Raw genomic sequence first — 24386 nt, 5'->3', positions numbered from 1 at the left:
CTCGTTCATGCCGCACCGCCGTTGGTGCGGTCCCACTCGTTCGCTGCCGCCCGCAGGACCGCGATCACCTCGCCAGAGGTGCGGTCCTTGGCGTCGTTGAAGTCGTAGACAGTGTCGAACCCGGACTTGTACTCGTCGTCGCTGACTACCGCGTCCAAGTGCCGGTCAAGGTGAACCAACGCGGACTCGAAGTCGGCGAACTCGGGGGCGTCGAACATCTGCGCCGGGGCGTCGACCGGTCCGCCGTAGCAGACCATGCCGACCGCACCGACCAGACAGGCCGGGGGCGTGAACGACCCCGACGTGGCGTCGTAGTAGGCGCCCTGCGTCCAGCCGTGGCGGGACAGGTACAGGGCGGCGTCCCGCAGCGTGCGGGCCGGGGTGGTCACCTGCTCGGCGACCTCGTTTTGGGTAGCGTGCATGACGGCAGCTCCTTCCGGGCTGTTGATGGGGCGGGTCGGCGGCGTCCGGGGTGCTTTTCCAGGGCGAATCCCGGTGCTGCCGGCCCGTTTCTATGGCGTTCGGCGCTGGAGGCGGACCATCCGCCTCAGGGCCGCGTCGAACTCGGTGACGATCCGCATCAGATGCGCCCGGGCCCCTGCGTCGCCGGCCGCGAGGCTGATGCGGGTGCGGATCTCGGCGTGCTGACGACCGTCGGCGGCCAGCACGCGGGTCAGGACCACCACACCGTGACCGGGAACCCGGAGCGTGACCGGCTGCGCCCGGTGCTCGCCCAGGCCGCAGGCGTGCCCTCGGGCGCACCAGTCCGGGTGCGGCAGGTGGTCGTCGGTGGCGGGCCAGGTTGGCGACGTGGCCGACCGGGGGCGGATACGGATACTCATGCCGCACGCTCCTTGCTGCGGTCAGCCCGCATGCGGGCGGCGTGGATGGCGATCCGGGCGCAGGCCGCGTCATCCAGGTACGCGGCTTTGATCAGTTGCGGGATGCCGCCCTCGGCGATGAGCAGGCCCACACCGGGATTGGTCGGACTGACCGTGTTGGACGACCAGCCACGATCGGCCCACCCGTGCCCCAGCACGATGTCGGAGGACACGTTGGTGGTGCACCGGAAGGCACACCGCCACGCGAACAGGTCCCGCAGCGAGGTGGGGATGATGTCGGACGAGGGGCGTTGCGTCGCCGCGACGACGATGATGCCGACCGCCCGGCCCCGAGCCACCAGGTCCCGCAGCAGACCCGCGAAGTCCTCCCGGGTCTTCTTGTCCCCGACGGTGGCCGAGAAATAGGCGATCTCATCAATCGCGACCAGGATCGGGCTGAACACGTCATCGCGTTGGGTCTTCCGGCGGCCGGCCACTTCCAGGTAGGCGTACCGGTTGTCCATCACGATCTGCATCCGTCGCAGCGTGGCCAGGGCATGCGTGATGTCCGGGCCGACGAACACGTCAGCGCAGCTCTTCCACTGACCCAACTCGACCTGCTTGCCGTCGAGCAGGCACAGCCGGCAGTCCAGCGACAGGGCGGCGTGAGCCACGATCAGGTTCAGCAGGGTCGACTTGCCGCCGCCCGGTTCCCCACCGATCAACAAGTTGCGGTAGATCAGTGGGACCCGCACCGGGTGGCCGAACTCGTCCACCCCGACATGCACCGGGTCGAAGATCGACACGGACGGGTCAGCGGGCATGCCACCCGGTACGGCGGAAACGGTCAGCGTCGACATCAGCCCACCGCCGGCGCGGCGGTCGACCACGGGTCATCCGCCGGCGTCTCCGGAGTGAACCCGTCCCCGTTACGGGTGCGGGCCATCTTCTTCACCGTCGCGGTGGCGAACCGCAGCGACGGGCCGACCTCGTCCACGTCCAGGCCGTACGCGGAGCGCTTCTCGCCCTGCTCGTTCTCCCACCGCGACAGCCGCAGCCGCCCGGCCACCACCACACGGGTGCCCTTGGCGAGGGACTCGGCGATGTGCTCGGCCAGGTCCCGCCACGCGGTGCAGGTCAGGAACAGCGGGTCACCGTCGCGGTACTCGCCCGAGCTGCGGTCGAACACCCGAGGCGTGGACGCCACGGTGAACTTCACCAGCGCCACCCCGGCCGGGGTGAACCGCAGCTCCGGGTCGGCGGTCAGGTTCCCGACCACCGTCACGGTCGTGTCGTTTGCCATTGCGATCTCCTTCGAGATTGTTGGAGGTGAGCCGCCCTCGTGGCGGTCACCGCACACGCCCCGGTCAGGGCGTGTGAGTCTTGGTTCAGCGGCGCGGGTTGCGCTGCTCCGGTGCCGGCTCCGGCACGTCCAGCAGGTCCAGGCCCAGCGGCGGCACAGCCGGGGACACCGGGGCGTTCTCGTCGCGCATCCACGTCACCCAGGCCGACAGCGGTGAGGCCACCAAGCCGGTCAGCGGGTCACGACGGGTGATGTCGACCCGCACCAGCGCGGCATGCCGGGCTGACGCACGAACCATCCGCGCCTCACCCGCCCAGCAAGCCACCGCGAGCTTGTCCGCCTTGCCGTCCAGGTCCATCAGATCCAGGCCCGGCCGCAGCCACACCCACACCCGCTCCCCGGCCGGCGTCGGCCGCGCCCACAGAATCAGCGGCAACCGACCCGGATGCAGCCGCGACGCCGACCGGATGAACTCCGCGAAGCACAACCGCAGCCGATGCCGCACCACCACGCACCACACCCACGCCGACACCCGCCGACGAAGCCGACCGACACCGAAGACCACACCCAGCACCACCGCCAGGAGCACCAGCGGCACCGCCGGATGCGTCGCCCGAGACAGGTACGCCATGCCCACGAACAGCGTGACCGCAGAAACGATCTCGACCGCCCACCACCACAGCACCCGCAACGCCGGCCACACCCGGACCACACACGCGACCACCAGGCCGCACACCCCGCCCGACAACAGCCCCACCACCACCGCGAGCACCAGCGGCAGCGCCACCGACGCGGTAGCGGACACCACCAGCGCGACCGACGCCGCCACGACGACGAACGCCACCCGAGCCTTCTGCGCGTACGACCGCGACACCGGCGTCTCCACCAGCGTCACCGCGCCCACCGGGCGTGTGTTGAACAGTCCTCGGTTCATCAGACACTCCAATCGATAGGAAACGGTGTTGCGCAACAGAGTAGCGATACGACAGGCAGTACCGCAAGTAAGTTGCGGTACTCTCTCTTGGTGACCGATCCTCGCCAGCAGCTCGCCGCCGCTACCAGGCGCTATCGAACCGCCGAAGCCGCCCAGGAGGAGGCGCGGCAAGAGACAATCAGTGCGGTCATCCAAGCGCTCCGGGCGAACATCAGCCCGACCGAAGTCGTACGCCTGTCACCCTTCACGGCGACCTATGTCCGTCGGCTTGCCCGCGAGCACGGCGTGCCGCCCGCATCTCCCGGACCCAAACGGTCAAGCTGATCGCTTCTCTGTCCATGCATCGAGAATCGCGGACTTCTCTCGCGTCAGCCACGCCCCGTAACTGCCTCAGCACTGAACTTCTCCGCGCTGCCCCAGCGCTGAACTCCCGCTGAACCTTGGCCGATTCAGCCCGTGCGGCCTGCGAGACTTGCTCCTATGGCAGAGCTGAACGGCACCCCGATCACGCCCAAGGAACTTCAGTCCCTTGCCCTGATCAACTACGGGCACTTCACGTCCATGCGAGTCGAGAACGGGTGCGTCCGAGGGCTTTCACACCACCTAGAGCGGTTGGTACGAGACTGCCGGAAGCTGTTTGCCGTCGAGCTGGACCGTGGCCTCATACGCCAGTATGTGCACCAGGCCCTCGACGATCGTGACGGCTTATTCGCTGCACGGGTCACTGTGTTCGATCCAGGTCTTGACATGGCCAGTCCCAGCCGCAGCCCCAGCTATCCCGGCGTACTGGTGACCCTGCGGGAAGCCAGCACGCTGCCGTTGCCTCCGCTGCGTGTCCAGTCCAGGACCTACACCCGTGACCTTCCCGAGGCAAAGCACATCGGGCTGTTTGGAGCGCTGTGGCACCGTCGTGCCGCCCAGCTCACCGGCTTCGACGACGCCGTCTTTAGCGACGCCGATGGCTACCTTTCCGAAGGTCCCACATGGAATCTCGGCTTCTTCGATGGTGCTGACGTGGTGTGGCCCAACGCGGAGGTTCTGCCAGGCGTAACGATGCGCCTACTCCAGCAGGTCCACGACCACACCATCCTTGCCCCGGTCAACCTTGCAGACCTTCGCGGGATGGAAGCAGCGTTCGCTACCAACGTCACGTTCGGCATGCGGCCGATCAGCCAGATCGATGACGTCGAGTTGCCAACCGAGCACGCGATCCTAGATGATCTATGCAAGGAGTACGAGGCGATCCCAGCCGAGCCCCTATGAGGTACGGAGCCGCGAGCTATGGCGATCACGGTCCAACGGTGGTCTGGACGCGAGGTCCGCGTCCTGCGAAAAGCGAAGCGCATGAGCCTCCGTGAGTTCGCCGGACATCTCGGCATCAGCGAGCGCATGGTGTCGAAGTGGGAGGCGGGCGGCGAAAACCTCGTTCCCAGACCAGTCAACCAGTCTGCTTTAGACACATCACTCGCTGCTTCCAGCCAGGAAGTTCAAGAGCGGTTTGCCCGGGAGCTCGACCTCACAGCCGATCGGCCTGCCGGCCCTGGGCCTGCCGTCAAACAATCCGAGGTGAACGACGAAGTGTCGACACCGGCCGGAGACGAGAACCACATCAGGCATCCGATCGACGGCAAGCTGATGACGTTAGTCGAGGCGGGAGTGTTCTTCGCGGGGGACCGGAACGAGCCCATCTACCTCCCAGCTTTCTACATGGACATCTACCCCACCACCAATGCTGACTATGCCCGATACGTAGCCGCAACTCAGGCTAACGCTCCTCAGCATTGGCTTGACGGCAGCCCTCCCGCCAATCAGCTCAGTCACCCGGTAGTCTTCGTGACCTGGCGCGACGCCGATTCCTATTGTCGTTGGGCAGGGAAGGAGCTTCCCACCTCCCACCAGTGGGAAAAAGCCGCCCGGGGCACCCGAGGTGATATCTACCCGTGGGGGAGCCAGCGAACGCCGGCCAAGTGCAATTGTCGGGAGAGCGGAATCCGAAGTACTACCCCGGTTAGCACTTACGCCAGCGGCGTAAGCCAATACGGGGTGTATGACCTATGTGGCAACGTCTGGGAGTGGTGTGCAACGGGATCAACTACTGGCAGATACGAGCTAAAAGGAAGCGCCTTCACAAGCCCGTTTCTTCGCTGCACGCCCTCCATCTTCAACGATGCGTCGGCCGATATGTTGGATGACGACACCGGCTTTCGCTGCGCAGCTTCCGTCGACAGCATCCGTCGTCTGCTCGGAGGCGGTCGCGGGGCCAGGCTAATTCCACAGTCCTAGGCTCGGAGCGAGCGAGGTCGAGCGGCATCCGCTTGGACGACAGAGCCGCTCTCGGGCATGCTCGTCAGGGCGCAGGGTGAGTCGGTGTGGCACCACGCACCAGGGCGCGAGCCGGCACTTGGCGTCCGTAGACCAGAGAAGCGCACCCTAAATTGTGCTGGTGTCGGCCCGGTGAGAACTTTCCATACGTCTTCAAGGCGGCCCTTCGGGCCGCGTAGCCGGACCCCTGCCGGTTCCGCCTTATGCCTGCGGCAACGGCGGACCGGCAGTCGGACGCACAGATGCCCTGCGCCGCTTGGAACTCAGCGCAGGGCATGGAGGATCGGTTGGGTCAGCCCGGCTCGGGCGCACCTGGCACAGTGCGATGTCGACTCAACTCGACGAAGGCCAGCCGCTCAAGGCGTCGCTGGACGGCGCTTGATTGCCGCTCGAAAGACACGGCCAGCTCGTCAATGCTGCGACCGGCCAGGTAGCCCTTCATCAGCTCCGAGTCAGCCTGACGTGTCCACAGGCGGTACGCCTTCGGGTGATGCTGCCGGATCTTCGCGATCCCAACGGGGTGGCTCTTGGGACCGGCGCCCGTGTCGGCCAGGTCGTACCCGTCCTCCTCGGCCGGTGGGTCGTAGACCCAGTCAGGTTCGCCCCGCTCCTGCTCGTCCCAGTCCGGTTCATCCATACGTATCAAGGTAGCGACGCCACTGTGAGCGGGAAAGCACAGATCGTGACGGGAGCACATCAGAGCTTCCCAGGCGGCGAGGACCTCGCCTCCGGCGGGCAGGGCCTCCGGCCCTACGACCCGGGGATGGCCTCCGGCGGCCGGGGCTACTCGCCCCGGACCCTCGGCGACTCTGGGATGCCCCGGCTGCGACCGGGGACCCGTCGCCCACCAGAGGCCACCAGACCGCGCCGACCTGGTCCAGGTCGTACGTCCAGTGGGGCGCTCCACCTGGACCAGGTCGGCGCGGCCCGGCAGGGCGGAGCCTGCGCGACGGGATGCCGGTACCGGTAGGAGCCAAGTACGGGCCCCTCGTCCTGGGAGAGAATGGGGAGACGATCTTGCCCGGAGACGCTTTCGACACCTCGCCAAACCAACAAGCACCAACACCCTGACCAGCAGGAATAGCCAGAGGTCCATGTCAAAAAGTGACCTTGACCTAGTTCGGGACGAAGAGGTCGTCGGTTCGAATCCGGCCACCCCGACCGAGATAGGCAAGGCCAGGTGAGAAGGCATCTCACCTGGCCTTTTGCCATATCTGGCGCGATCTAGCTCATTGGTTTACGCCACTGCCGTCCCGCCGTCCTGGTCGTCGTTCTCTTCGGAAGTCAGCGGAAAGTCAGCGAACGACTCCCGCACCCGGTCAGCGCCGGCCTCGAAGGCGTGCGTGTAGCGGTCGAGCGTGGTCGAGATCTGCTCGTGCCCCATCACCCGGGCCACGTCGTTGACCGGCACGCCGTCCGTGATGAGCCACGTCGCGTACGAGTGCCGCAGGTCATGGAACCGCAGCCCACCTTGCGCCATGCGAGAGACGCGAGCGCGGGCTACCCGGCGGTTGGCAAGTTCCTCGCTGACTTCACTGCCGCTGCGATCGCGCCAGGTCGCACGCCACGCGCGGGGGCCGACCTGGACGACCTGGCCGAGAAGTCCAGCGCGCACGAGCGCCGGTCGCCAGATCCAGGCGCGAAACACGGTGCGGCGCATCGATCCGCCCGCCTCGTTGGTGAAGACCTCACCAGCCGCGCCCGGCGGGACGGCCTTGCGGTGGCGCCGGAGCTCCCGCACGGCGAACGGCGGTAGCGGCACCGTGCGCCGGCCCGCGCGGGACTTCGGGTAGGGCTTGAACGTCACCGTGCCGGCCACCTCGACACCGACCCGGCTGACCTTTGCCGTGGCCTTGTCCAGGTCGATCGCGTCCCACGTCAGGCCGACGCACTCACCCCACCGCAGCCCGGTTCCACCCGCCAGCGCCACCAACGCCCGGTAGCGCTTCGGGATCTCCGGCAGCAGGGTCGCGAACGCTTCTCGGGTGATGACCTGCTCATCGGCATCGGTGCGGCGGCGCTTGGGCAGGCGCACTCCATCGGCGGGGTTCTCAGCGATGATGCGGTCGCGAGCGGCAAGCGCCAGCACGGCCCGCAGCAGACGGCAGCACTCCCGGACGGTCGCCGGGGCCAGGCGCTGACCCAGCTCGGTCGCCCACTGCTGAACGTCGGAGTGACTGATCCGGCCCACCGGCACCGCGCCCCAGCGTGGCAGCACCCGGTGCCGCATGACCGAGGCGTCCCGAGCGATGGTCACCACCTCGTCATTGCGGCCGGCGGTCCACTTGGCCGCGTAGACCTCGAAGAGCACGCGGCCGGCGTGCGGGTCGACGTAAAGCCCTCGGCTGAGCGCTGCCTCCGTCTCCGCGAGAAAGTCCCTGGCCTGCCGCCTGGTAGGGAAGGTCTTGGCCTTCTGTCGGCCGGTGGTGTCGCGCCAGTTGGCACGGTAGGTGCCAGCGTCGGTTCGGATGACGAATCCCACGGTGTAGATCTCCTTGCGTCGGTGACGGTGTGTTATCTGTGGCGCGGCCGGTGGTTGGCCGCGCTAGCAGGGATTGCGGGGGTGGTGATTCGCGTTCTGGCGGGGTTTTCGGGTGTTGGTGCTGGTGGGCTGCTATCTGCTATGCCGCTGGTGGTGTGGGCGTTTGGCTGCTAGCACGTCTGCTATCGCTAGCAGGGCGGGGTGCTATCGATTGCAGCTCTGCTAGGTCGGGTGCCGCCGCTCGGTTTGGTGACGGAGCGTGTAACTGGCCGGGCGGTGGGGCGGGTGGCCTAGCGCTGCTGAACCCACGTCGAAAAGCCGCTGTGGAGGGGTTCAGCCGTTCTGGCCGGGTGGTGCCGCTAGGCGCTAGGTGCCTGGTCGTGCCGAGGGTTTGCCGCTAGCGGTGCTGCTAGGTCTAGCGGGTGGTGGTGCTAGACCTAGCAGCACGTCGGCGGTTACGCGCCGTTGCGGTGGCGCTGCTCGCGTTGCTCGCGGCGTTCGATTGCGGCTAGTTCTCGTTCGACGTCTTCGACGCTGGCGGTGGGTAGTCCGTCGATCCATTGGTGGAGGCGGCGCTTCGGGATGGCCCACCGTCCGCCGAGTTTGATCGCGGGGATGTCGCCGGAGCGGACGAGGGCGTAGGTGGAGCCGAGGGACAGTCGCAGGATCTCGGCGGTTTCGGCGACGGTGTAGACGGCGCTGACGACGGGCGCGGGTCGGCTGGTGGAGGTGGCCCCCGCCTCGGTGGGGGTGGTCGGGGTCGGTCGCTGTGGGAAGGGGATGACGGTGCTCACGTCGGTGTCCTCCGGGGTAGCGGTAGCGGCTGTCGGGGGTCGGTGAAGGGCTGTAGGGCGGGTTTTCGGGGTGTCGGTGGTGTGCTGCTCTACCGCTACCTTTGGTTGTTTGGGCTGCTGGGGTCGGTAGCGGCAGGGGTAGCGGTGGCGCTACCTGGTAGCGGGGTGCCGCTACATTGCGTCGGGGTTCCCTGGCCGGTCGGCGGTGGTCGTTTCCGGTCACGGCCAGGGGGTAGCGGTTCGGGTAGAGCGCGCTCTACCTCGGTGCGGGTTGCTACCGGTCGCGGTCGCTGCCAGCGCCGGCCGGGAGGGTGGCCGGCGGCCCGGTTCGGTGGATGGGTGGTGGTGGCCGCGACCCGCTACCCGGGGTCGTTGGTGCTGGTCGGGTCGGTCGCGGTGCGGGTCGCGTCGGCGCGACCGGTCGCGGGCGGGCCGCGACCCGGTGTGGTGACGGTTGCCGCCTGGCCGTGACGCAACGCCCGCTCGGGTGACGGATGCCTGCCGGCGGGGCTACATCCCGGCCGCTGTGCGGCCCGGTGGCGGCTGTTCCCGGCCCGTCCGTCCCTAGTGGAGGGCTGGTGAGGCGGTTCGGCAGAAGGGCACAGGGCGGGGCGCTGAGAGGTCCGTAGGCGCATGATCCGACCCGGGTCGGGGTTAGGCCATGCGTCGATGCGTCTGTGTGGCTCTGAGCGGGCCGGTTCCCGGTCGCCTGGCCGCGTGGTGCGACCGGCGGGGGTGGTGGCGCTGACACGTTGACACTCCCTCGTGATCGGTGGTGTTGGTGCTGGTCAGGGCGGATGCAGCGCTGTCAGCGCCGGGTGTTGACAGGCGTTGACAGCGCTGACACCTGGCCGAGGGCTAGCGGGGTAACGGAACGTGACCGGGGATCGGCAGTGACGCCACTTCGGGGCCAGTCGCGCCAGTCGCGCCACGTTCCGGAAGCTGGCGCGACTGGCGCGACTGTGGCGCGACTGGCGTCACTGGTGACGCTCCGTGGCCGGGGTTGAGGCACCACACGGTGGTCGAGGGGAAGCCGTGCCGCTCGACGGTGACCCCGGCGCGGGTGCGGGCGCGTTGGATGGTCCGCTCTGCGATGCCTTCGGCGCGGGCCGCCTTGCGCACGTCGGCCCATGCTGCCTCGCCGCCCTGGGCGATCAGGAAGTCTTTGAGCCAGGCGGCGGCCCCGTCGCGCTCGCTGCGGGTGTCTCCGTCGCCGGCCCCGTCGCCGAGGATGTCTGCGACCGACCGGTCGGACTCTCCGGTGATGGTCAGCTTCCCGACGTAGGCCGGTCCCTCGTCGGTGGGAATCTCGACGGACTCCACCACGTACCGCAGTGAGGGCACGTCGAGGGGGCCGAGGTTGTTCTTCGCCTGGGACATGACGCACGATCCGTCTCCGGCGTCGTCGTCGCGGGCAATGGCGATCACGGCCCGCGCTACCGCCGAGAACGCCCGTGACCCGGTGATCAGGTTCAGCGCGTCGGCGCTGGCGGACTTGTTGAAGTGCGCCAGGCCGACCACCGCGCACCCGGTCCGGTCGGCCATGTTCACCAACGGTTCCAGCGCGGTGCGGAGGTCCCGGTCGCGGTGGGTGTCGATGCCCGAGTGGATCAGCGACAGCAGCGGGTCAGCGGCCAGCAGCGCCACACCATGCCGGGTGATCTCCCGACCCAGCGCGGTGCAGTCGCGGGGCAGGGTGAGGGCGTCAAAGCCTCCGTCGTGTTGCACGTCGACCCGGTACACCATGTCCATGTCCGCGCCGGCCGCGAACAGTCGCGGGCCGATGGTCTGCGACCACGAATCCTCGGTGGCCGCGTAGATGACCGGCCGGGGGGTGCCGTGGTGCCGGCCCGGCAGGATGCCTCGGGTGATCTGCGCGGTCAGCCACGCCAGGGTGAGGGACTTACCGATGCCTTCACGGCCGGGGATCACGGTCAGCGCGCCGGAGGGAATGCGGTTGGTCCACGTCCACGCGACGGGGCGCATCCGGATCTGTGAGGCCGGGGTCAGCAGGATCGTGCGGCCGTACTCGGCGGTCCCGCCGGGCTCAACCTGACCGGTGCTGGCCGGTTCGTGGACCGGTTCACCATCCGGGGCGTGACCGGCGGTGATGCCGTTCAGACCCGCCAGGCGCGGGGCCATCTCCGGGTCAGTTCGGCTGAAACATCCGCCAGCGGGATCAGGTCCGGCCGTGACGCCGCTGCGGAGTGTTTCAGCCGGTTGTGATGGCCGGAGACCCGGGTCCGAAGATCCGCCCGACCGGGTTGGTGGTGGTGGTGAGTCCGGCGTCAGCCGGTCCATTCGGCTCTGGTTCGTGGCGGTCACTGGGTGACTCCCGTCCGAGGATTGTGCGGTGCGGTCTGGGGTACCGGACCCGGGTCCGGCATGAGGCTGCTTGCCGGTTCGATCACGTGACGCAAGCCGCCAGGCGGCATCCGTCACCGGCAGGTGGTGACAACCGGGGTTGTCATCCGGCGGTGCATCTGCGCGACCTGCGCGAGGCGGGCCGCCAGCGAGGCGAGCAGCACCGCGAGGCGGCTACGGGTTGGCTGACGCAGCGGCGGCACCAGGCCGGCGGTCCGCAGGAACACCTGCGGAAGCTGCCCGGACTTGCGCTGGTTGCACGGCCGGCACGCCAACACCAGGTTGATTTGCGCCCACCCCGGAAGGAGGCTCTGCGGAATCAGGTGATCCACCGTCGCCGCGAGCAGCGTCAGGAACGGCAGACCGCAGTAGAAGCACTGCGCGCCATCCCGCGCCGCCAACCCTCGCTTGATCCGCCGCATCCGCTTGCTGCATGGCCGGGCCATCACGCCACCGCCGCCAGGTGCGACACCAACTCGGCAAGCCGCCCCACCTCGGCGCGCATCTGCGCCAACTCGGCCGTCACCGTGCCCGGCTTCGGCCCAGCCACCGGCACCGGACCGGCGTCGGCCGGCAGATCGAACACCTCGGCCAACAGCCCGTAGTAGAACGAGGTCGGCCGGCTGTGCCCGTTCTCCCACCGAGACAGCGCCTTCTTCACCGACTCCTCAGCCGGCAAAGCCACTCCCTGCCGGCGGGCCGCCACCGCCAGCCGCCGCAGCACGTCACGCTGCGACCAACCCCGCTCGAACCGCATCCGCTTCCAGCGCGTCTCCATCAGGCCACCGCCGCCAGGTACGCCGACCCGCTAACCTCGCCGGCCATCTCCGCGTCAGCCGCCGCACCGTCGAGCAGCACGTACGGCCGGTGGTCACCGGCTACCGCGTACGAGGTAGAGCCCTCCGGCTGGCGCGGCAGCACCCGACCGGCCAACTCGATCAGACCGGCCCGGTCCACCTCCACCACACCATTCAGGCAGTTCGAGCAGCTACCGAAGCTGAACCCGTCACAGACCGGGCACGGAGCCCACAGCGACGACCGGTGAGCCTCGATACACGCCGACAACTGGCACCAGCGCGTCTCGCAGAACAGGCACACACCCGCAGCGTTCAGTCGCGCCGGCCGAAACTGCACCGCCAACCCAGCAAACGCACGACTGTCCATCGTCGGTGCCACCGGGATACCCTTGACCTGCATCTTCGTACTCCGTTCGTCAAGCGGGACGTTGATTGCGCTGGCCCTGGCGGGGTAGGAGCCGCCGGGGCCAACCTTTGTGGGTTTGACCACAAACCCACAACCGGACAGTAGGGCACTCGTCGTGTCCCTGGCAAGAGGTTCGCCCACAAACCTGCAAGGATGTAGGCATGGACCCACGCCCGACAGCGGTACAGGCACCCATCCACCTGCGCATTGCCGATGACATCCGTATGAAGATCGAGCGAGGTGACCTCCGCCCGGGGGCACCCCTGCCGACGCTCGCTGAGCTGTGCGAGCGCTGGTCATGCTCCATGAATTCCGCCCGGAGCGCGGTCGCGCTTCTCAAAGCACAGGGCTTGATCGTGACGGGAAGAGGGAAAGCTCCGACCGTCCGTGTTCAGACTCAACGGGTCGTACGTTCGTCTGAGCGGCATCAAATCGAGAAAGACCTTGCCATTAAGTCCGAGTCGGAGCGGGCAAAGATCGGCGAGGCCGAAACCAACCTCGCCATGTCGATCTCGGATCAGCGGTTTACCTCCGTTTACGATCAGGTTGCAGCAGACGAAGAAATCTCGAATGCGTTGGAAATTACCCAAGGCGACGGGGTACTGCGGCGACGATACGAGTCCTTCGACTCCTCAACGGGCTACTATCTATCTAAGAGCGTGTCCTACATTCCTTTGGTGCTTGTCGAGTCGAATCCCGCACTGCTCGATCAGGGCAACGAGCCGTGGCCTGGCGGCACTCAACATCAGTTGATGACCGTAGGAATCGAGATCGATCGCATGGTCGATAGGGTGACCGCTCGGATGCCGACAACAGTCGAAGCACAGATGTGGAATCTGCCCGCTGGTGTGCCGCTCATACTGTGCCGTCGCGTCTCTTGCGACCTAGATGGACGGGTGGTGGAAATATCTGACGCCGATTACCCCGCCGATCGGTCGGAGCTTGAGTTTGTTACAAAGCTCAGGCCCTGGCCAAAGAAGCGTCGTCCTACCTGAGTCTCCTGTCCCTCGTCTTTGGAGGAGAGCCGTGACCGACAAGCTAAATGCCCTGGATGAACAGCTCCTCTCTCAGGCAATCGATATTTCGAGGCAAGCGCTTCAAGAGCATGGCAAGACGCCATTCGGCGCATTAGTGGCAGTCGGTGGCGAAGTGGTGGCGACCGGCACGAGTAGCGTTGTGGAGCTTTGTGATCCGACCGCCCATGCTGAGGTGATGGCGATTCGTCAAGCGGCTACGGCTCTCGGGCGTCACCTTATGCCGGATGCGGTAATGTACGCCAGTAGCGAACCGTGCCCGCTATGCCTCGCCGCTTGCTATTGGGCGCGAATTCCTCGCCTGGTGTTCGGAGCCACAAGCTACGATGTTGCAACGTACGGATTTGAGGACTTGCAGATATATCGAGAGCTTAGCCTGCCGATCGGTGATCGGGTCCTTACGGAGCAGCCGGCAGGGGAAACCATGAGAGAGAGCGCCGCGCAGGTCTTGCGAGCGTGGGCTGATGGCCTGCCCGATCCTGTTGTACCGAAGTACTGACCGCCGTCAGCAGGAAGTCAGCAAGACCGCTGATACTGGTTGACAAAGTTCGACAAGGCTTGTCACGACCCGCTACGTAGACAGTAAGAATGCGGGCTCATCGATATACGCTGCCAAGGTGGATCGGCGTTCGGGACGAAGAGGTCGTCGGTTCGAATCCGGCCACCCCGACCAGAGGAAACGCCAGGTCAGGGCCAGTATTCCAGGACGGGATACCGGCCCTGATCTGCGTCTCCCTCCCCCGGGGGGAGAAGGTCGTGGAGTGTGGCCGCGCACATGCGCCTCCGGCCAGCCCTTCTCGGGCGCTTGCCGCCTGCCCGGTGTCGATCCGGCGCTACGCGGCGTCACTCCCGGTGTCGACGTCCCCGGCGGGCCGGCCATGGTCATCGGGCGGAGGCGCACCGCCATCGACGCGAACGGCCGGACGCAATCCGCCCTTCGCATCCGTGCCGTAGCGGAGGACCCAACCGGGTGGGAGCTGGGCGGCAGGCGTAGCCCAGACCGCCAGGTCCAGGCCACGGTCGAACTGCGCCCTGCGCAGGTCCGCGTCTCCGTGGAACTGTGCCCCGCGCAGGTCCGCGTCCCCGTGGAACAGCGCGCCGGTCAGGACGGCGTCCCCGTGGAACCGCACCTCGCGCAGGTCAGCGTTCCCGTGGAACCGCACCTCGCGCAGGTCCGCGCTCGCGTCCCCGTGGAACCGCACCCCGTCCAGGTGTGCGTTCCCGTGGAACCGCACCCAGCGCAGGTACGCGTTCCTGTGGAACTGCGCCCCGCTCAGGTACGCGTTCGAGTGGAACTGCGCCCCGCTCAGGTACGTGTTCGAGTGGAATTGCGCCCTGTGCAGGTACGTGTCCCCGTGGAACTGCGCCTCGCCCAGATACACGTTCCGGTGAAACAGTGCCCCGCTCAGGTCGGCGTTTCCGTGGAACTGCGTCTCGCGCAGGTCCGCCTCCCCGTGGAACCGCGCGCCGTTCAGGTCCGCCTCACCATGGAACTGCGCGCCGTTCAGGTCCGCCTCGCCATGGAACTGCGCGCCGTTCAGGTCCGCCTCGCCATGGAACCGCGTTCCGGCCAGGTCAAGCCGGTCCACGTGACATGTCGAAAGGTTGAAATTGGTGAGGGTGGCGCCCACCAGGTCGAGGTTCATCCGCTCACCCGCCGCGCCCCGCCAATACGTGACCGGCTCAGAACCGTCTGACATGTCAGACATGCGCAGATGGGTAGCGATCAGCCGCTGCGCGGTCAACCGCACCTGAAGCTCCTCGCGCCGCTGCTGCTCCGTCTCCGTCTCCGGCACGTCGGCATCCGGCGTCGCATCCTGTGGCGAACCCTTCCCATCTGCCCGCAGGACCTCCACCGGCGGCCGGTACGGCATCCGCAGATACGCGCAGAACACCTCCACAACCGTCTGACGCAGCTTCGGGTTGTCCTGCCCCAATCGCTCCAGGGCGTACACCCCCGCTAGCCGGACGGCAGCCTTGTCGCTGCCCAACTGCTCGGCAGCGGCCACGTACAACGCCGTGATCCGCTGCTCTCGCGCGTCCTCTTCCGCGAAGCGCTGGGAACGCTCGATGTACTGCTGGCTGCGCTCTGAGATCGACTGACGGCGCAACGCGACAAGGAGAGTCGCTCCCGCGCCGAGGCCGGCGGCCACCGTGAGTGCCGTCCGGATCGCCTCCAAGCGAAGCTTCGCGCCTGCCTCTGGGCTCATCCCGCCCTGGCGGCTCGCCCACGTGTCCAGCAGCCAGAGGGCGACCAGGCCGCCGCCGAGCACTACCCCCAGGACCAGCACTGCCGAGAGGCGCCAGGGAAGTCGGCGCAGCTCGGTATCAGACTGCTGGGGTCGGGGCTTCCGCCGCGCAACCAAGGATCGCACGCCGCCATTGTCCCGAACGCCGTCCAGCCGGCTTCTCGTTCCTCGGCCACCGCCCCGAGCGACGGCACGTCGGAGGGCCGTGTCGGTCTGGTCGGGGCTCTGTGAGGCGCTGCGGTCAGGGTACCGTCGGTGGCGGCATGATTGCCGGTTGTCGTTCCTGGCTGCCGCCGCATTGACCGTTGTTCGAAAGGGATCGTTGTGCCCCGCCGAGCCATACCTGCTGACCCGTCGGTGGGTGAGCGCATCCGGTCCCGACGTGAGTTGCGTGGCTGGAGTATCCGGCACGCCGCGAGTCGCGCGGGTATCTCGCATACGACGTGGTCGCGGATCGAGCGTGGTATTCAGCGTACGGATCGGTACATGGTGGTCGATCTGGCCGCGGCCCTGGAGTGTTCGGTCTTCGATCTCACCGGGCAGCCGTATACACCTGCTGATCGGCAGCTTGATGGCGCGCGTGTCGACGCCGAGCGGGTGTGGCGGGCGATGATGGCGTATCCGTTCGATGGACCGCCGGTCGTCGGGGTCGCCACTGTGGAGCAGGTGGCTCGGGAGTCGGCGCTGGTGCGGGATCTGTACGGGCGGTGTGACTACGCCGGTGCCCTGCGTCGACTGGTGGATCTCCTGCCGGCTCTGCACGGCGTGACGGATCAGCGGGCGGGCTACCGGTTGATGGTGCCGGTGTACGGGGTGGCAATGGGTTCGTTGCTGAACGTGGGCTACTCAGCCCACGCCTGGTTGGCAGCGGAGCGTTGTGCGGAGGCTGCGCACCTGCTTGGTGATCGGGTTGCGGTGGGGGTGGCGGCGGCGAATCGGGCGCGGGTGTCGGCATACACCGGCGCGTACAGCCCGGCCCGGGCGTACTGCGATCGGGCCGGTGCGGACCTGGAAGGCAGCGGCGCGGACACGGCGTTGGATGTGCTCGGGTTCCTGCACCTGGCCCGCGCGCATCACCTCGCCGGAATGAAGGATCAGGCCGCCGCCGAGGGGCATCTCGACGAGGCGGCGCGGATCGCCGCGCACACCGGGGAGACGACGAGCTGGGACCTGGCGTGGGGACCGAGCAACGTGGCGTTGTGGCGGATGGCCTACCTGCTCGACACCGGGCGCCCACAGGAGGCGTTGCCGGCGGCTGCCGGGGTGGCGGTCGGGGAGTTGCCGGCGGTGCGGCAGGTGTACTACTGGCTGGACATGGCCCGCGCGATGGTGGCGGCTGAACGGGAGCGTGACGCGGTGCGGATGCTGCTGGCGGCCGAACGGGTCGGCCCGCAGCACACCCGGTCATCGACGGCGGCGCGGGAAATCGCCCGTGGGCTGCTGCGCCGAGGGCTTGTCTCCACCGAACTGCGGGGCCTGTGCGAGCGTTCGGGAGTCTCCGGCCAGTAGTGGTGCGTAGGTGTGCCATCACACACCGTGCCGCCCATAGCGTTCCGATCAGGACACGACGGCAGGAAGTACCCGCTGCGCCAACGTGTCCGTCGGGTGGCGGCGTCAACCCGAGCGCGACGCCTGACAGCCGCGCTGCCGTCGCCACCCTCCCACCCGTGACGAGGGAGGCGGAACCTGTGACGATCCGGTCCGAGCTGCGCGACATCATGCGGTGGCTACTGCGGCGCGCGGACTCACCTCCGCCGCCCGGAACCGGCCAGCGCCACCAGGCCACCGAGCATGCGGCGGCGCAGCGGAGGCTACTCGACCAGGCGAATCGGTTGCGGGACACGCAGTGGCACCGCCAGCCGATCCACGCAGTCACCTACGTGCCGACGACGCTGGGCCAACGCACCAGTGACGGGACGAGGGACCACCGGTGAGCCCAGCGGGGACAGGCGTTGCCATGCCGAGCCCGGACCGGCGGCGCGTCTCGTACGACGAATACCTCTCGGCTACCGCGTTGACGTTTGCCCGGCGGCATCGGCCCGTGTGGTCGTGGCAGCGGTGGCGGCGCGTCTGCCGGTGCGGGGCCGATCTGCCGTGTCGTGCCCGGCATCGCATCCCGATCAACCGTGATCACTGGCCGCAGGAGGGTGAGCAGTGACCGGCGGGCCGGAGCAGGCGATCCTCGCGGTCCACGTCCGAGGACTCGACGGCATGTGTGCCGGTTGCCGAGCCTGGTGGTCGCGGCTGTCCCCGTACCCGTGCTGGCAGGTGGAGTGGGCGACCAGCCGGCAGGCCCACGCGAGCGTCGCCAGATTCCTCGGCCGTGTGCGGTGAGCACCCACGGCCCGGTCCTGCCGATCTGGAGCTGCGGCGGCTGCGACCTGCCCTGGCCCTGCCCCACCCGGCGGCGGGAGCTGCGCGCGGAGTATGCCGACGCGCCGGTGTCGCTGGCCCTCTACCTCGGGGCCTATCTCGTGCAGGCGGCCAAGGACATGCCCTGGGCACCGGCTGGCGCGCTGCACCGCCGCTTCGTCGGCTGGACGAGGCAGCCGCCGGAAGTGCCGCAGCGAAGTACCGCAACCGGACCCAGGCCGTAACGGGCGTCACCAGGCCGGATGACCTCGCATCGAGCCCGATCCGACCGCGGCAGAGTCCGATCCATGACCGCCGCGCCTTGGCGCAGCACCGGCCGGAGCATCTGGCAGGTAGACCAACTCCGTCACTGGCAACCCGGGCGGCTCGCGGTCCGTGGGTGGTTCGGCGCCTCCCGCCAGCCGATGACCGGGGCGAGCCGATCCGGCACCGACCAACGGTTCGGGACGTGGTCGCCCAGGTCGCCCGCGACCAGGACGCCCCCGCGACGATCGTGCAGTTCGCCCTCGGTATCAGGCTGGTCTGAGGGATGACCGCTCCCCACGAGCGGCCCTGCTCGCATTCCGGGCTGCCCGTTGACGTCTCCGCGCGGTGCACGCCGACACGATGCCCGGTAACCTCGGGTGGGTGCGGATCATCGCGTTCCTGGCCGTCGCCATCATCGTGCTGACCGCAATCCTCCTGGTCGCCGTGGCCATGACGGCCGCTGCCAAACGCCGAAGCCATGCCTCGCGGATGTCCGCCCGCTGGGCGGTCCGCCACTACGCCATACCGGGGCGCGGGCACACCGTCGTCGGAGTCACCCTGACCGACGTGGACGGCCGGATGCACGGTGAGCACGTGGTCGCCCGCATCCCGGACGACGCCCAGGACTGGCAGCGTGATTTCATCGTGGCCCGGCAGGAAGCCGAGGAGCGGGCGTTCCATCTCAACGCCGACCGCCCTCCGTCGATCGAGGGCTGAGGCCGACCCGGCCTGAACCGGGCGTCGTCGCACCAACCGCGCAACGGCACAGCCCCCTTGCCGAAACAAAAGATCGACACGCTAGCAGCGCTTCCTGTTGACCAACCTGAGGGACGCTGTGCTGTTCACACATTTTTCCGGGCGCCGTCTGCTGGCGCTGCTCACCACTACCGTGGTGCTCGCCTCGTTGCCCGCCCCGGCCTCGGCCGCACCCGCCGACCCGCCGTACTCCTCCGTGACGTCGGCCGGGCCGCCTGCTACCGCATCCACCACGTTCACCGTCACTCTGATCACGGGTGAGAAGGTCACCGCGACCCGGACCGCCGACGGGGGGTTGAGCCCCGAGGTGCGGGATGCCGCCGGGCGGTTGACCGGATACACCTCGCACAGGAAAGAGGGGGACACCTACGTCTACCCGCATGGGGCGCTGGCGTACGTGTCCGCAGGGCTGCTCGACGAGGAACTGTTCAACATCACCGAGTTGCTGGCGGACGGCTACGACGACGCGCACCGTGATCGGATCCCGCTGATCGTCACCTACACCGACGGCGCGGCGGCTTCTCGGCGGATGGCGGCGCCCGAGGGTGCCCGCACCGTCCGGGCGCTGGACAGCATCCAGGGCGCCGCGCTGGACGTGGAACGCTCGGGCGCATTCTGGTCCTCGATCACTGCGGGCGAGGCAGCGGCCGTCCGTTCCACTGGCGAGGGTGTGGCCGCCCGTTCCACGGACGGACAGCTCGCGCTCGGCGGAGGTATCGCCAAGGTGTGGCTGGACGGCAAGGTCGAGGCCACGCTCGCCGACAGCACCGCGCAGATCGGCGCGCCCGAGGTGTGGGAGTCCGGAAACACCGGCGAGGGTGTCGACGTCGCCGTCCTGGACACCGGCATCGATGCCGGCCACCCCGACTTCGCCGGCCAGCTGGCCGCCACCGAGTCCTTCGTTCCCGGTGAGACGGTGAAGGACGTCTACGGACACGGCACGCATGTCGCCTCCACCATCGCCGGCACCGGAGCCGCCTCGGACGGCAGGGAGAAGGGTGTCGCCCCGGGCGTGCGGCTGCACATCGGCAAGGTCCTCGCCGACAACAACTTCGGTCAGGAGTCATGGATCATCAGCGGCATGGAGTGGGCGGTCCGTGACCGGCAGGCCAAGATCGTCAACATGAGCCTCGGCGGCGATCCCACCGACGGTACCGACCCGATGAGCGTGGCGGTCAACGAGCTCAGTGAAGAGACCGGCGCCCTGTTCGTGATCTCGGCCGGAAACAGCGGTCCCTGGTCCTACACGGTCGGCTCTCCGGGCGCCGCCGACGCCGCGCTGACCGTCGGCGCCGTGGACGGCGACGACCTGCTCGCCTACTTCTCCAGTCAAGGTCCGCGCCTCGGTGACCGGGCCATCAAGCCCGACCTCACCGCACCCGGCGTCGGTATCCTGGCCGCCCGCTCGCAGTACTCCCAGGGCGAGGGGTTGTATCGGTTCGGGGACGGAACTTCGATGGCCGCCCCGCACGTCGCGGGCGCTGCCGCGCTGCTGGCCGCCCAACATCCCGACTTCACCGGGCAGCAGCTCAAGGAAGCCCTGGTGAGCACCGCCAAGCCGACCCCTGAGATCAGCCCGTTCCAGGGCGGCAACGGCCGGGTGGACATCGCCGCGACCACGGCCGCGACTCTGTTCGCCACCGTCGGCGCCGACTTCGGCTACCCGCAGTGGCCGACGGCGCCCGAAGGCACCGTCGGACGAGACGTCCGCTTCACCAACATCGCCGACAGCGCCCTCACCCTCGACCTCGCCACGGCGCTCGACGGCGGTCCCGCGGACCTCGTCGTCCCGTCGGCCCGGCAGGTCACCGTTCCGGCGCACGGCAGCGCCGCGGTGACCCTGACAACGAACTTCGACCGGGTGCCGGCCGACCGTCTGATATCGGGCTTCCTGACCGCGACCGACGCCGCCGGCAAGGTCCGCGCCCGCACCTCGATCGCCGTCGGCAAGGAGGGGGCGCGCCACAAGCTGACCTTGCAGGCCAAGGACCGCAGCGGTCGGCCGATCCGCGGCGACCTGGTCGTGCTGGACAAGGACGGCGCCGCGCTGCCGGCGTATCAGATCGACGAGAGCGGCACCCTGGATCTGCGACTGCCGTCGGGCACGTACTCGGCGTGGCTGACCACCGACGTGGAGGGCGTCAACGGGCCGTACTCGCGGGGATTCGCGCTGCTCCCGATACCCGAGATCACCCTGGACCGGGACCGCACGGTCGTCTTCGACGCCACCAGAGCCCGCCGGACCACCGTGACCACTCCACGGCCCTCCACCCTGGACGGTTCCCGCTTCGAACTGTTCCGCGAACTCGGAGGCAACCCCTGGGTCTCCGCGTGGTACGCGGGCCCCGAGTACGACAGCGTCTGGATCCTGCCGAGCGACCGCAAGGTGACGACGGGTGCCTTCGCCGTCGGCGCCCGCTGGCGCATGACCCAGCCCGCACTGACGGTCTCGGCCGGCCACCGCGCCTACGAAGACCTGAGGGTGCAGCGCGCCGAGACGCCCCTGCCGCGCGGGAAGCACCGCCTCGACACGGTGTTCGCCGGCGCCGGCGACAGCGCCGGGTACGCCTCGGTCAACGCCCGGGGCAAGGCCGTCGTCGTACGCCGCAGCGACACCGTGTCACTGGAGGAGCAGGCCGCCGCGGCCGCGTCCGCCGGAGCCCGCCTCCTGCTCGTGGTCAACGACGGCACCGGGCGACTCAACCCGTGGCCCAGCTTCTGGTGGGACCCGCGTGACCCGCCGCCGGTGACCGTGGCCACCCTCACCCGTGACGAGGGCGAGCGGTTGATCGCCCGCCTCGGGCACGAGCGGCGGGTCCGGCTCGACATCACCTCCCAGCCGGAAACCGAGTACATCTACGACCTGGTCCAGGACTACGCGGGCGCCGTGCCGACCAACCTCACCCACCGGGTCACCCGGCGCGACCTGGCCCGGGTCGACATGTCCTTCCGCAACTGGCGCCCGGGGCGGGCGCTCGAAACGCGCGCCGACCTGACCCCGTCGGGGGCATCGAGCACGCTCGACTTCGTCGAGGTCCCGGCGCGCGGCGAGCGCACCGACTGGGTCACCGCCGGGGAGCAGTGGACCACCGAGGTCACCATCCCCGGCGAACAGGGCCAGCGGACGGCCCCCACCGCCTACCGGGCCGGCCCGGTGCACGAGGAACGCTGGTTCGGCCCCGTCCAACGGCCCCGCCTGCTGGACCACACCAGCGTCTTCCGCGAGGACGGCGGCCTCTCCGCCTTCATCCCCGGCTGGGGCGACTCGGGCACCGCCCACCGGGGCGACACCTACGACAACTACGCCGCCGACAACGTCCTGCGCCTCTACCAGGGCGATACGCTCCTCCGCGAAACCGACCGGTACCAGCGCATGCTGTCCGTCGGTCTGGTGAACCCACAGCCGCTGCCGTACCGCCTGGTGTCGGAGAACAGGCGCGACGCCTGGGCCGGACCGTATTCCACCGCCACCCGGACCGAATGGGGCTTCACCTCAGGCGGGGTCAGCCCGGGCGGGGTGTGGAACCCGTCGCTGATCCAGCTCGACTACGCCGTGGACACCGACGTCGACGGGAAGACGAGACGCAACGCCCACCTCACCGTCACCGCACTGCATCTGCCAACGGCAGCCGAGCCTGCCCCCATCCGCACGGTGACGCTCGACGTCTCCTACGACGACGGCGCCACCTGGCACGACGCCAAGCTCCACCGCCGCGGCGACGGCTGGCGCACCCGCCTCGACGCCCCGCGCACCGCGGGGTTCGTCACCCTACGCGCCACCGCCCGCGACTCGCGGGGCAACAGCGTCGACCAGCGCATCACCCGGGCCTTCGGCCTGCGGTGATGGTCGGGGTGGGGCCCGGTAGAGGGGCCCCACCCCGAGTCGACCGGCCACCCGACCGGGGTCAGGGGGCACGTCCGATCAATGGACGTGCCCCCTGGCGGTTGCACTGATCCCGTTGGTCGATCACACCACCCGGTTGCGGCGCCGACGCAGCCGGAACGCCTGTACGGCGGCGACGCCGAGAAGAACCAGGAGCACCGGCCCGCCGACGAGGACGACGAGGCCGGCGCCGATGTTCGCACCAATCGCTCCGGCGGTCGCGATCCGCCAGGCGAGGCCGATCAGCGCGCCGGCCAGAACCAGCGGTACCAGCACGAACCACCAGCGGGGATCAAGCCTGCGGGTGGCGGTGGCGCGAATCAACAGGCCCAGTGACATCACCATGAGGGCACCGGCCACGACCACCAACACCCGATCGCCGACCTCGCCCAGACCGACCGGCTCCACCGCGTAGTCGAGCGACTCTCCCTCGGCGGCGAGCTGCCGCGCCGCCTCACCGGTCAGGTCGCCGAGGAGCCACCCGGTCACCACCGGCGTACTCAGCAGCAGGGCCACCACCAGCAGCGCAAGACCACGTTTCAACACGACACCCCTCTGTTCCGCTGGGCTGTCGAGTCGGACGGCCCCGACCGACCACCAGCAACATCAGCGGACCACGATAGTGATCCGCGTCGTGCTTCGCCGCCGCGCAGCGGTCAGAAGGCGCAGGTCATACCGGCGGTGTGGCTCACCTGGACGGTGTGCGTGACGCAGCCCGCCCGGGACACCACATGCAGCAGCAGTGCGCTCGGCTCCGCGACCCACCCGATCCGCTCGTCGTCACTCATGGTCAGCGTCGACTGCCGCCAGGTGCTCGGTGCGACCGACAGCACCGTGCCCGCGAAGGTCGCGCTCACCGGACGGTGCAGGTGGCCCGCGGCGACGCGTACCACGTGGGGGTGTCGGAGCAGCACCTCGGCGAGCTCGGCACCGTCGGCGAGCCGCACCGAGTCGGCGATCGGGATGCCGACCTCGACCGGTGGGTGGTGCAGGCAGACCACAGCCGGTACGTCGGGGCGTGCGGCCAGCACCCCGTCCAGCCAGGCGAGCTGCTCCGCACCGAGCCGGCCGCCGTCCGAGCCGGGAACCAGGGAGTCGAGCACGACCAGGGTCGCCCCAGGGTGATCGACCTGGTAGTGCGCGGAGAAGCCACCGCCGAGCCAGGGCGTGCCGCCGAAGGCGTCGAGCAGGGACTCCCGGTCGTCGTGGTTGCCGGTGACCAGGTGCACCGGCAACGGGAACCGCCCGAGCACCTCGCGCAGCACGGCGTACTCGTCGGGACGGCCGTGATCGGCCAGGTCGCCGGTGATGACCACGCAGTCGGGCCGGGGGTTCAGCGCCAGCACCCGGCCGAGCGCCCGGTGCAGGCCGGCAGCCGGCTCGGCAGCGAGGACGCCGGTGGTCAGGTGCGGATCGCTGAGGTGGGCGACGAGCATCGGGCCTCCACTCGACCGGAGATCCCCACGCTATCGCCGCCGCGCCCCGCGCGTGGCCCCACAGGCCGTGTCCACATCCTGTGGATAGCACATGTGTACGACCACAGCTGGCTCTCAGTCCCGCGTGAGTACGCTTGATCCGCGACCCGGCGCCACCGGGAACGGATCCGACCTGGAACGACGTGC

27 protein-coding genes are annotated in these 24386 nt (G+C 68.8%); 12 read left to right on the top strand and 15 right to left on the bottom strand.

What is annotated here, in order from left to right; translation table 11 throughout:
• Positions 1-5: 5 nt before the first annotated feature.
• The 5 genes from KIF24_RS01090 to KIF24_RS01070 form a co-directional block, all read right to left on the bottom strand.
• Positions 6-422, bottom strand: a complete 417-nt coding sequence (locus tag KIF24_RS01090; RefSeq protein WP_221082364.1) for a DUF6197 family protein — start codon at positions 420-422, stop codon at positions 6-8.
• A gap of 90 nt (positions 423-512) precedes the next feature.
• Positions 513-842 carry a hypothetical protein gene (locus tag KIF24_RS01085; RefSeq protein WP_230414774.1) on the bottom strand — a complete coding sequence of 110 codons (330 nt, stop codon included), beginning with the start codon at positions 840-842 and terminating at the stop codon, positions 513-515.
• The gene (locus tag KIF24_RS01080; protein WP_407939884.1) at positions 839-1684 is read right to left on the bottom strand and encodes an FtsK/SpoIIIE domain-containing protein; all 846 of its coding nucleotides are present in this window, start codon (positions 1682-1684) and stop codon (positions 839-841) included. Before KIF24_RS01080 ends, KIF24_RS01085 begins: the two co-directional genes overlap by 4 nt.
• Entirely contained in the window at positions 1681-2142 is a 462-nt protein-coding gene (locus tag KIF24_RS01075; protein WP_221083112.1) for a single-stranded DNA-binding protein, read from the bottom strand. The genes KIF24_RS01080 and KIF24_RS01075 overlap by 4 nt, the downstream gene beginning before the upstream one ends.
• Positions 2143-2209: 67 nt before the next feature.
• Positions 2210-3058 carry a hypothetical protein gene (locus KIF24_RS01070; RefSeq protein ID WP_221082363.1) on the bottom strand — a complete coding sequence of 283 codons (849 nt, stop codon included), beginning with the start codon at positions 3056-3058 and terminating at the stop codon, positions 2210-2212.
• Between the two features lie 90 nt (positions 3059-3148).
• Here KIF24_RS01070 and KIF24_RS01065 point away from each other — a divergent pair, with 90 nt between their 5' ends.
• The 3 genes from KIF24_RS01065 (at position 3149) to KIF24_RS01055 (ending at position 5341) form a co-directional block, all read left to right on the top strand.
• Complete coding sequence (locus KIF24_RS01065; protein ID WP_221082362.1) at positions 3149-3382, top strand: hypothetical protein; 234 nt, start codon at positions 3149-3151, stop codon at positions 3380-3382.
• A 156-nt stretch (positions 3383-3538) separates the two neighbouring features.
• Positions 3539-4321, top strand: a complete 783-nt coding sequence (locus KIF24_RS01060) for an aminotransferase class IV family protein (protein ID WP_221082361.1) — start codon at positions 3539-3541, stop codon at positions 4319-4321.
• Positions 4322-4339: 18 nt separating this feature from the next.
• Positions 4340-5341, top strand: coding sequence for an SUMF1/EgtB/PvdO family nonheme iron enzyme (locus KIF24_RS01055; protein ID WP_221082360.1), 1002 nt, complete (start codon positions 4340-4342; stop codon positions 5339-5341).
• A 331-nt stretch (positions 5342-5672) separates the two neighbouring features.
• On the opposite strand, the gene KIF24_RS01050 is transcribed toward KIF24_RS01055, so the two are convergent.
• The 3 genes from KIF24_RS01050 to KIF24_RS32045 all read right to left on the bottom strand — a co-directional run bounded on the left by KIF24_RS01050 (position 5673) and on the right by KIF24_RS32045 (position 8656).
• Positions 5673-6017 carry a hypothetical protein gene (locus tag KIF24_RS01050; RefSeq protein WP_221082359.1) on the bottom strand — a complete coding sequence of 115 codons (345 nt, stop codon included), beginning with the start codon at positions 6015-6017 and terminating at the stop codon, positions 5673-5675.
• 600 nt (positions 6018-6617) lie between these two features.
• A complete protein-coding gene (locus tag KIF24_RS01045; protein WP_221082358.1) occupies positions 6618-7862 on the bottom strand; it encodes a tyrosine-type recombinase/integrase in 1245 nt (414 codons plus the stop codon).
• Between the two features lie 455 nt (positions 7863-8317).
• Positions 8318-8656: a helix-turn-helix domain-containing protein gene (locus KIF24_RS32045; protein ID WP_221082357.1), complete on the bottom strand. Its 339-nt coding sequence runs from the start codon at positions 8654-8656 to the stop codon at positions 8318-8320.
• A gap of 342 nt (positions 8657-8998) precedes the next feature.
• Here KIF24_RS32045 and KIF24_RS33765 point away from each other — a divergent pair, with 342 nt between their 5' ends.
• Entirely contained in the window at positions 8999-9127 is a 129-nt protein-coding gene (locus KIF24_RS33765; protein WP_269440560.1) for a hypothetical protein, read from the top strand.
• A 387-nt stretch (positions 9128-9514) separates the two neighbouring features.
• Here the strand turns inward: KIF24_RS33765 and KIF24_RS01035 are convergent, their stop codons facing one another.
• The 4 genes from KIF24_RS01035 to KIF24_RS01020 form a co-directional block, all read right to left on the bottom strand.
• Positions 9515-10798 (bottom strand): AAA family ATPase, encoded by a 1284-nt coding sequence (locus KIF24_RS01035; RefSeq protein ID WP_221082356.1) that lies wholly within the window; start codon positions 10796-10798, stop codon positions 9515-9517.
• A gap of 296 nt (positions 10799-11094) precedes the next feature.
• The gene (locus tag KIF24_RS01030; protein ID WP_221082355.1) at positions 11095-11466 is read right to left on the bottom strand and encodes an HNH endonuclease; all 372 of its coding nucleotides are present in this window, start codon (positions 11464-11466) and stop codon (positions 11095-11097) included.
• Positions 11466-11798 carry a helix-turn-helix domain-containing protein gene (locus KIF24_RS01025; RefSeq protein ID WP_221082354.1) on the bottom strand — a complete coding sequence of 111 codons (333 nt, stop codon included), beginning with the start codon at positions 11796-11798 and terminating at the stop codon, positions 11466-11468. The genes KIF24_RS01030 and KIF24_RS01025 overlap by 1 nt, the downstream gene beginning before the upstream one ends.
• A complete protein-coding gene (locus tag KIF24_RS01020) occupies positions 11798-11977 on the bottom strand; it encodes a hypothetical protein (RefSeq protein ID WP_221082353.1) in 180 nt (59 codons plus the stop codon). The genes KIF24_RS01025 and KIF24_RS01020 overlap by 1 nt, the downstream gene beginning before the upstream one ends.
• A gap of 407 nt (positions 11978-12384) precedes the next feature.
• Here KIF24_RS01020 and KIF24_RS01015 point away from each other — a divergent pair, with 407 nt between their 5' ends.
• Together KIF24_RS01015 and KIF24_RS01010 are read left to right on the top strand one after the other, a co-directional pair.
• Positions 12385-13218, top strand: a complete 834-nt coding sequence (locus tag KIF24_RS01015; protein ID WP_221082352.1) for a GntR family transcriptional regulator — start codon at positions 12385-12387, stop codon at positions 13216-13218.
• 31 nt (positions 13219-13249) lie between these two features.
• Entirely contained in the window at positions 13250-13756 is a 507-nt protein-coding gene (locus KIF24_RS01010; protein ID WP_221082351.1) for a nucleoside deaminase, read from the top strand.
• A gap of 334 nt (positions 13757-14090) precedes the next feature.
• On the opposite strand, the gene KIF24_RS01005 is transcribed toward KIF24_RS01010, so the two are convergent.
• Positions 14091-15548: a pentapeptide repeat-containing protein gene (locus tag KIF24_RS01005; protein ID WP_221082350.1), complete on the bottom strand. Its 1458-nt coding sequence runs from the start codon at positions 15546-15548 to the stop codon at positions 14091-14093.
• A gap of 315 nt (positions 15549-15863) precedes the next feature.
• On the opposite strand from KIF24_RS01005, the gene KIF24_RS01000 reads away from it, so the two are divergent.
• The 6 genes from KIF24_RS01000 (at position 15864) to KIF24_RS00975 (ending at position 22725) form a co-directional block, all read left to right on the top strand.
• Positions 15864-17015 (top strand): helix-turn-helix domain-containing protein, encoded by a 1152-nt coding sequence (locus tag KIF24_RS01000; RefSeq protein WP_221082349.1) that lies wholly within the window; start codon positions 15864-15866, stop codon positions 17013-17015.
• Positions 17016-17194: 179 nt separating this feature from the next.
• Positions 17195-17440, top strand: a complete 246-nt coding sequence (locus tag KIF24_RS00995) for a hypothetical protein (protein ID WP_221082348.1) — start codon at positions 17195-17197, stop codon at positions 17438-17440.
• Positions 17441-17836: 396 nt separating this feature from the next.
• Positions 17837-18103, top strand: coding sequence for a hypothetical protein (locus KIF24_RS00990; protein ID WP_221082347.1), 267 nt, complete (start codon positions 17837-17839; stop codon positions 18101-18103).
• Between the two features lie 155 nt (positions 18104-18258).
• Positions 18259-18405, top strand: coding sequence for a hypothetical protein (locus KIF24_RS00985; protein WP_221082346.1), 147 nt, complete (start codon positions 18259-18261; stop codon positions 18403-18405).
• 101 nt (positions 18406-18506) lie between these two features.
• Positions 18507-18842, top strand: coding sequence for a hypothetical protein (locus KIF24_RS00980; protein ID WP_221082345.1), 336 nt, complete (start codon positions 18507-18509; stop codon positions 18840-18842).
• 97 nt (positions 18843-18939) lie between these two features.
• Positions 18940-22725: a S8 family serine peptidase gene (locus KIF24_RS00975; RefSeq protein ID WP_230414767.1), complete on the top strand. Its 3786-nt coding sequence runs from the start codon at positions 18940-18942 to the stop codon at positions 22723-22725.
• Between the two features lie 123 nt (positions 22726-22848).
• Here KIF24_RS00975 and KIF24_RS00970 read toward each other — a convergent pair whose 3' ends face one another.
• A complete protein-coding gene (locus KIF24_RS00970) occupies positions 22849-23307 on the bottom strand; it encodes a hypothetical protein (RefSeq protein WP_221082344.1) in 459 nt (152 codons plus the stop codon).
• A gap of 113 nt (positions 23308-23420) precedes the next feature.
• A complete protein-coding gene (locus KIF24_RS00965) occupies positions 23421-24200 on the bottom strand; it encodes a phosphodiesterase (RefSeq protein WP_221082343.1) in 780 nt (259 codons plus the stop codon).
• Positions 24201-24386: the final 186 nt, after the last annotated feature.

This window comes from Micromonospora tarapacensis, from assembly GCF_019697375.1.
GTDB classification, from domain to species: Bacteria; Actinomycetota; Actinomycetes; order Mycobacteriales; family Micromonosporaceae; genus Micromonospora; species Micromonospora tarapacensis.
Note: the sequence above shows the minus strand (reverse complement) of the source record. Positions and strands in the feature narration are given on the sequence as shown.

Bases quoted from the DNA above. Each gene is read 5' to 3' on its own strand.
- KIF24_RS01035 (WP_221082356.1), bottom strand. From the start codon at position 10,798: ATGGCCCCGCGCCTGGCGGGTCTGAACGGCATCACCGCCGGTCACGCC.
- KIF24_RS01090 (WP_221082364.1), bottom strand. From the start codon at position 422: ATGCACGCTACCCAAAACGAGGTCGCCGAGCAGGTGACCACCCCGGCC.
- KIF24_RS01085 (WP_230414774.1), bottom strand. From the start codon at position 842: ATGAGTATCCGTATCCGCCCCCGGTCGGCCACGTCGCCAACCTGGCCC.
- KIF24_RS01070 (WP_221082363.1), bottom strand. From the start codon at position 3,058: ATGAACCGAGGACTGTTCAACACACGCCCGGTGGGCGCGGTGACGCTG.
- KIF24_RS01030 (WP_221082355.1), bottom strand. From the start codon at position 11,466: ATGGCCCGGCCATGCAGCAAGCGGATGCGGCGGATCAAGCGAGGGTTG.
- KIF24_RS01015 (WP_221082352.1), top strand. From the start codon at position 12,385: ATGGACCCACGCCCGACAGCGGTACAGGCACCCATCCACCTGCGCATT.
- KIF24_RS01060 (WP_221082361.1), top strand. From the start codon at position 3,539: ATGGCAGAGCTGAACGGCACCCCGATCACGCCCAAGGAACTTCAGTCC.
- KIF24_RS01025 (WP_221082354.1), bottom strand. From the start codon at position 11,798: ATGGAGACGCGCTGGAAGCGGATGCGGTTCGAGCGGGGTTGGTCGCAG.
- KIF24_RS01055 (WP_221082360.1), top strand. From the start codon at position 4,340: ATGGCGATCACGGTCCAACGGTGGTCTGGACGCGAGGTCCGCGTCCTG.
- KIF24_RS01050 (WP_221082359.1), bottom strand. From the start codon at position 6,017: ATGGATGAACCGGACTGGGACGAGCAGGAGCGGGGCGAACCTGACTGG.
- KIF24_RS00965 (WP_221082343.1), bottom strand. From the start codon at position 24,200: ATGCTCGTCGCCCACCTCAGCGATCCGCACCTGACCACCGGCGTCCTC.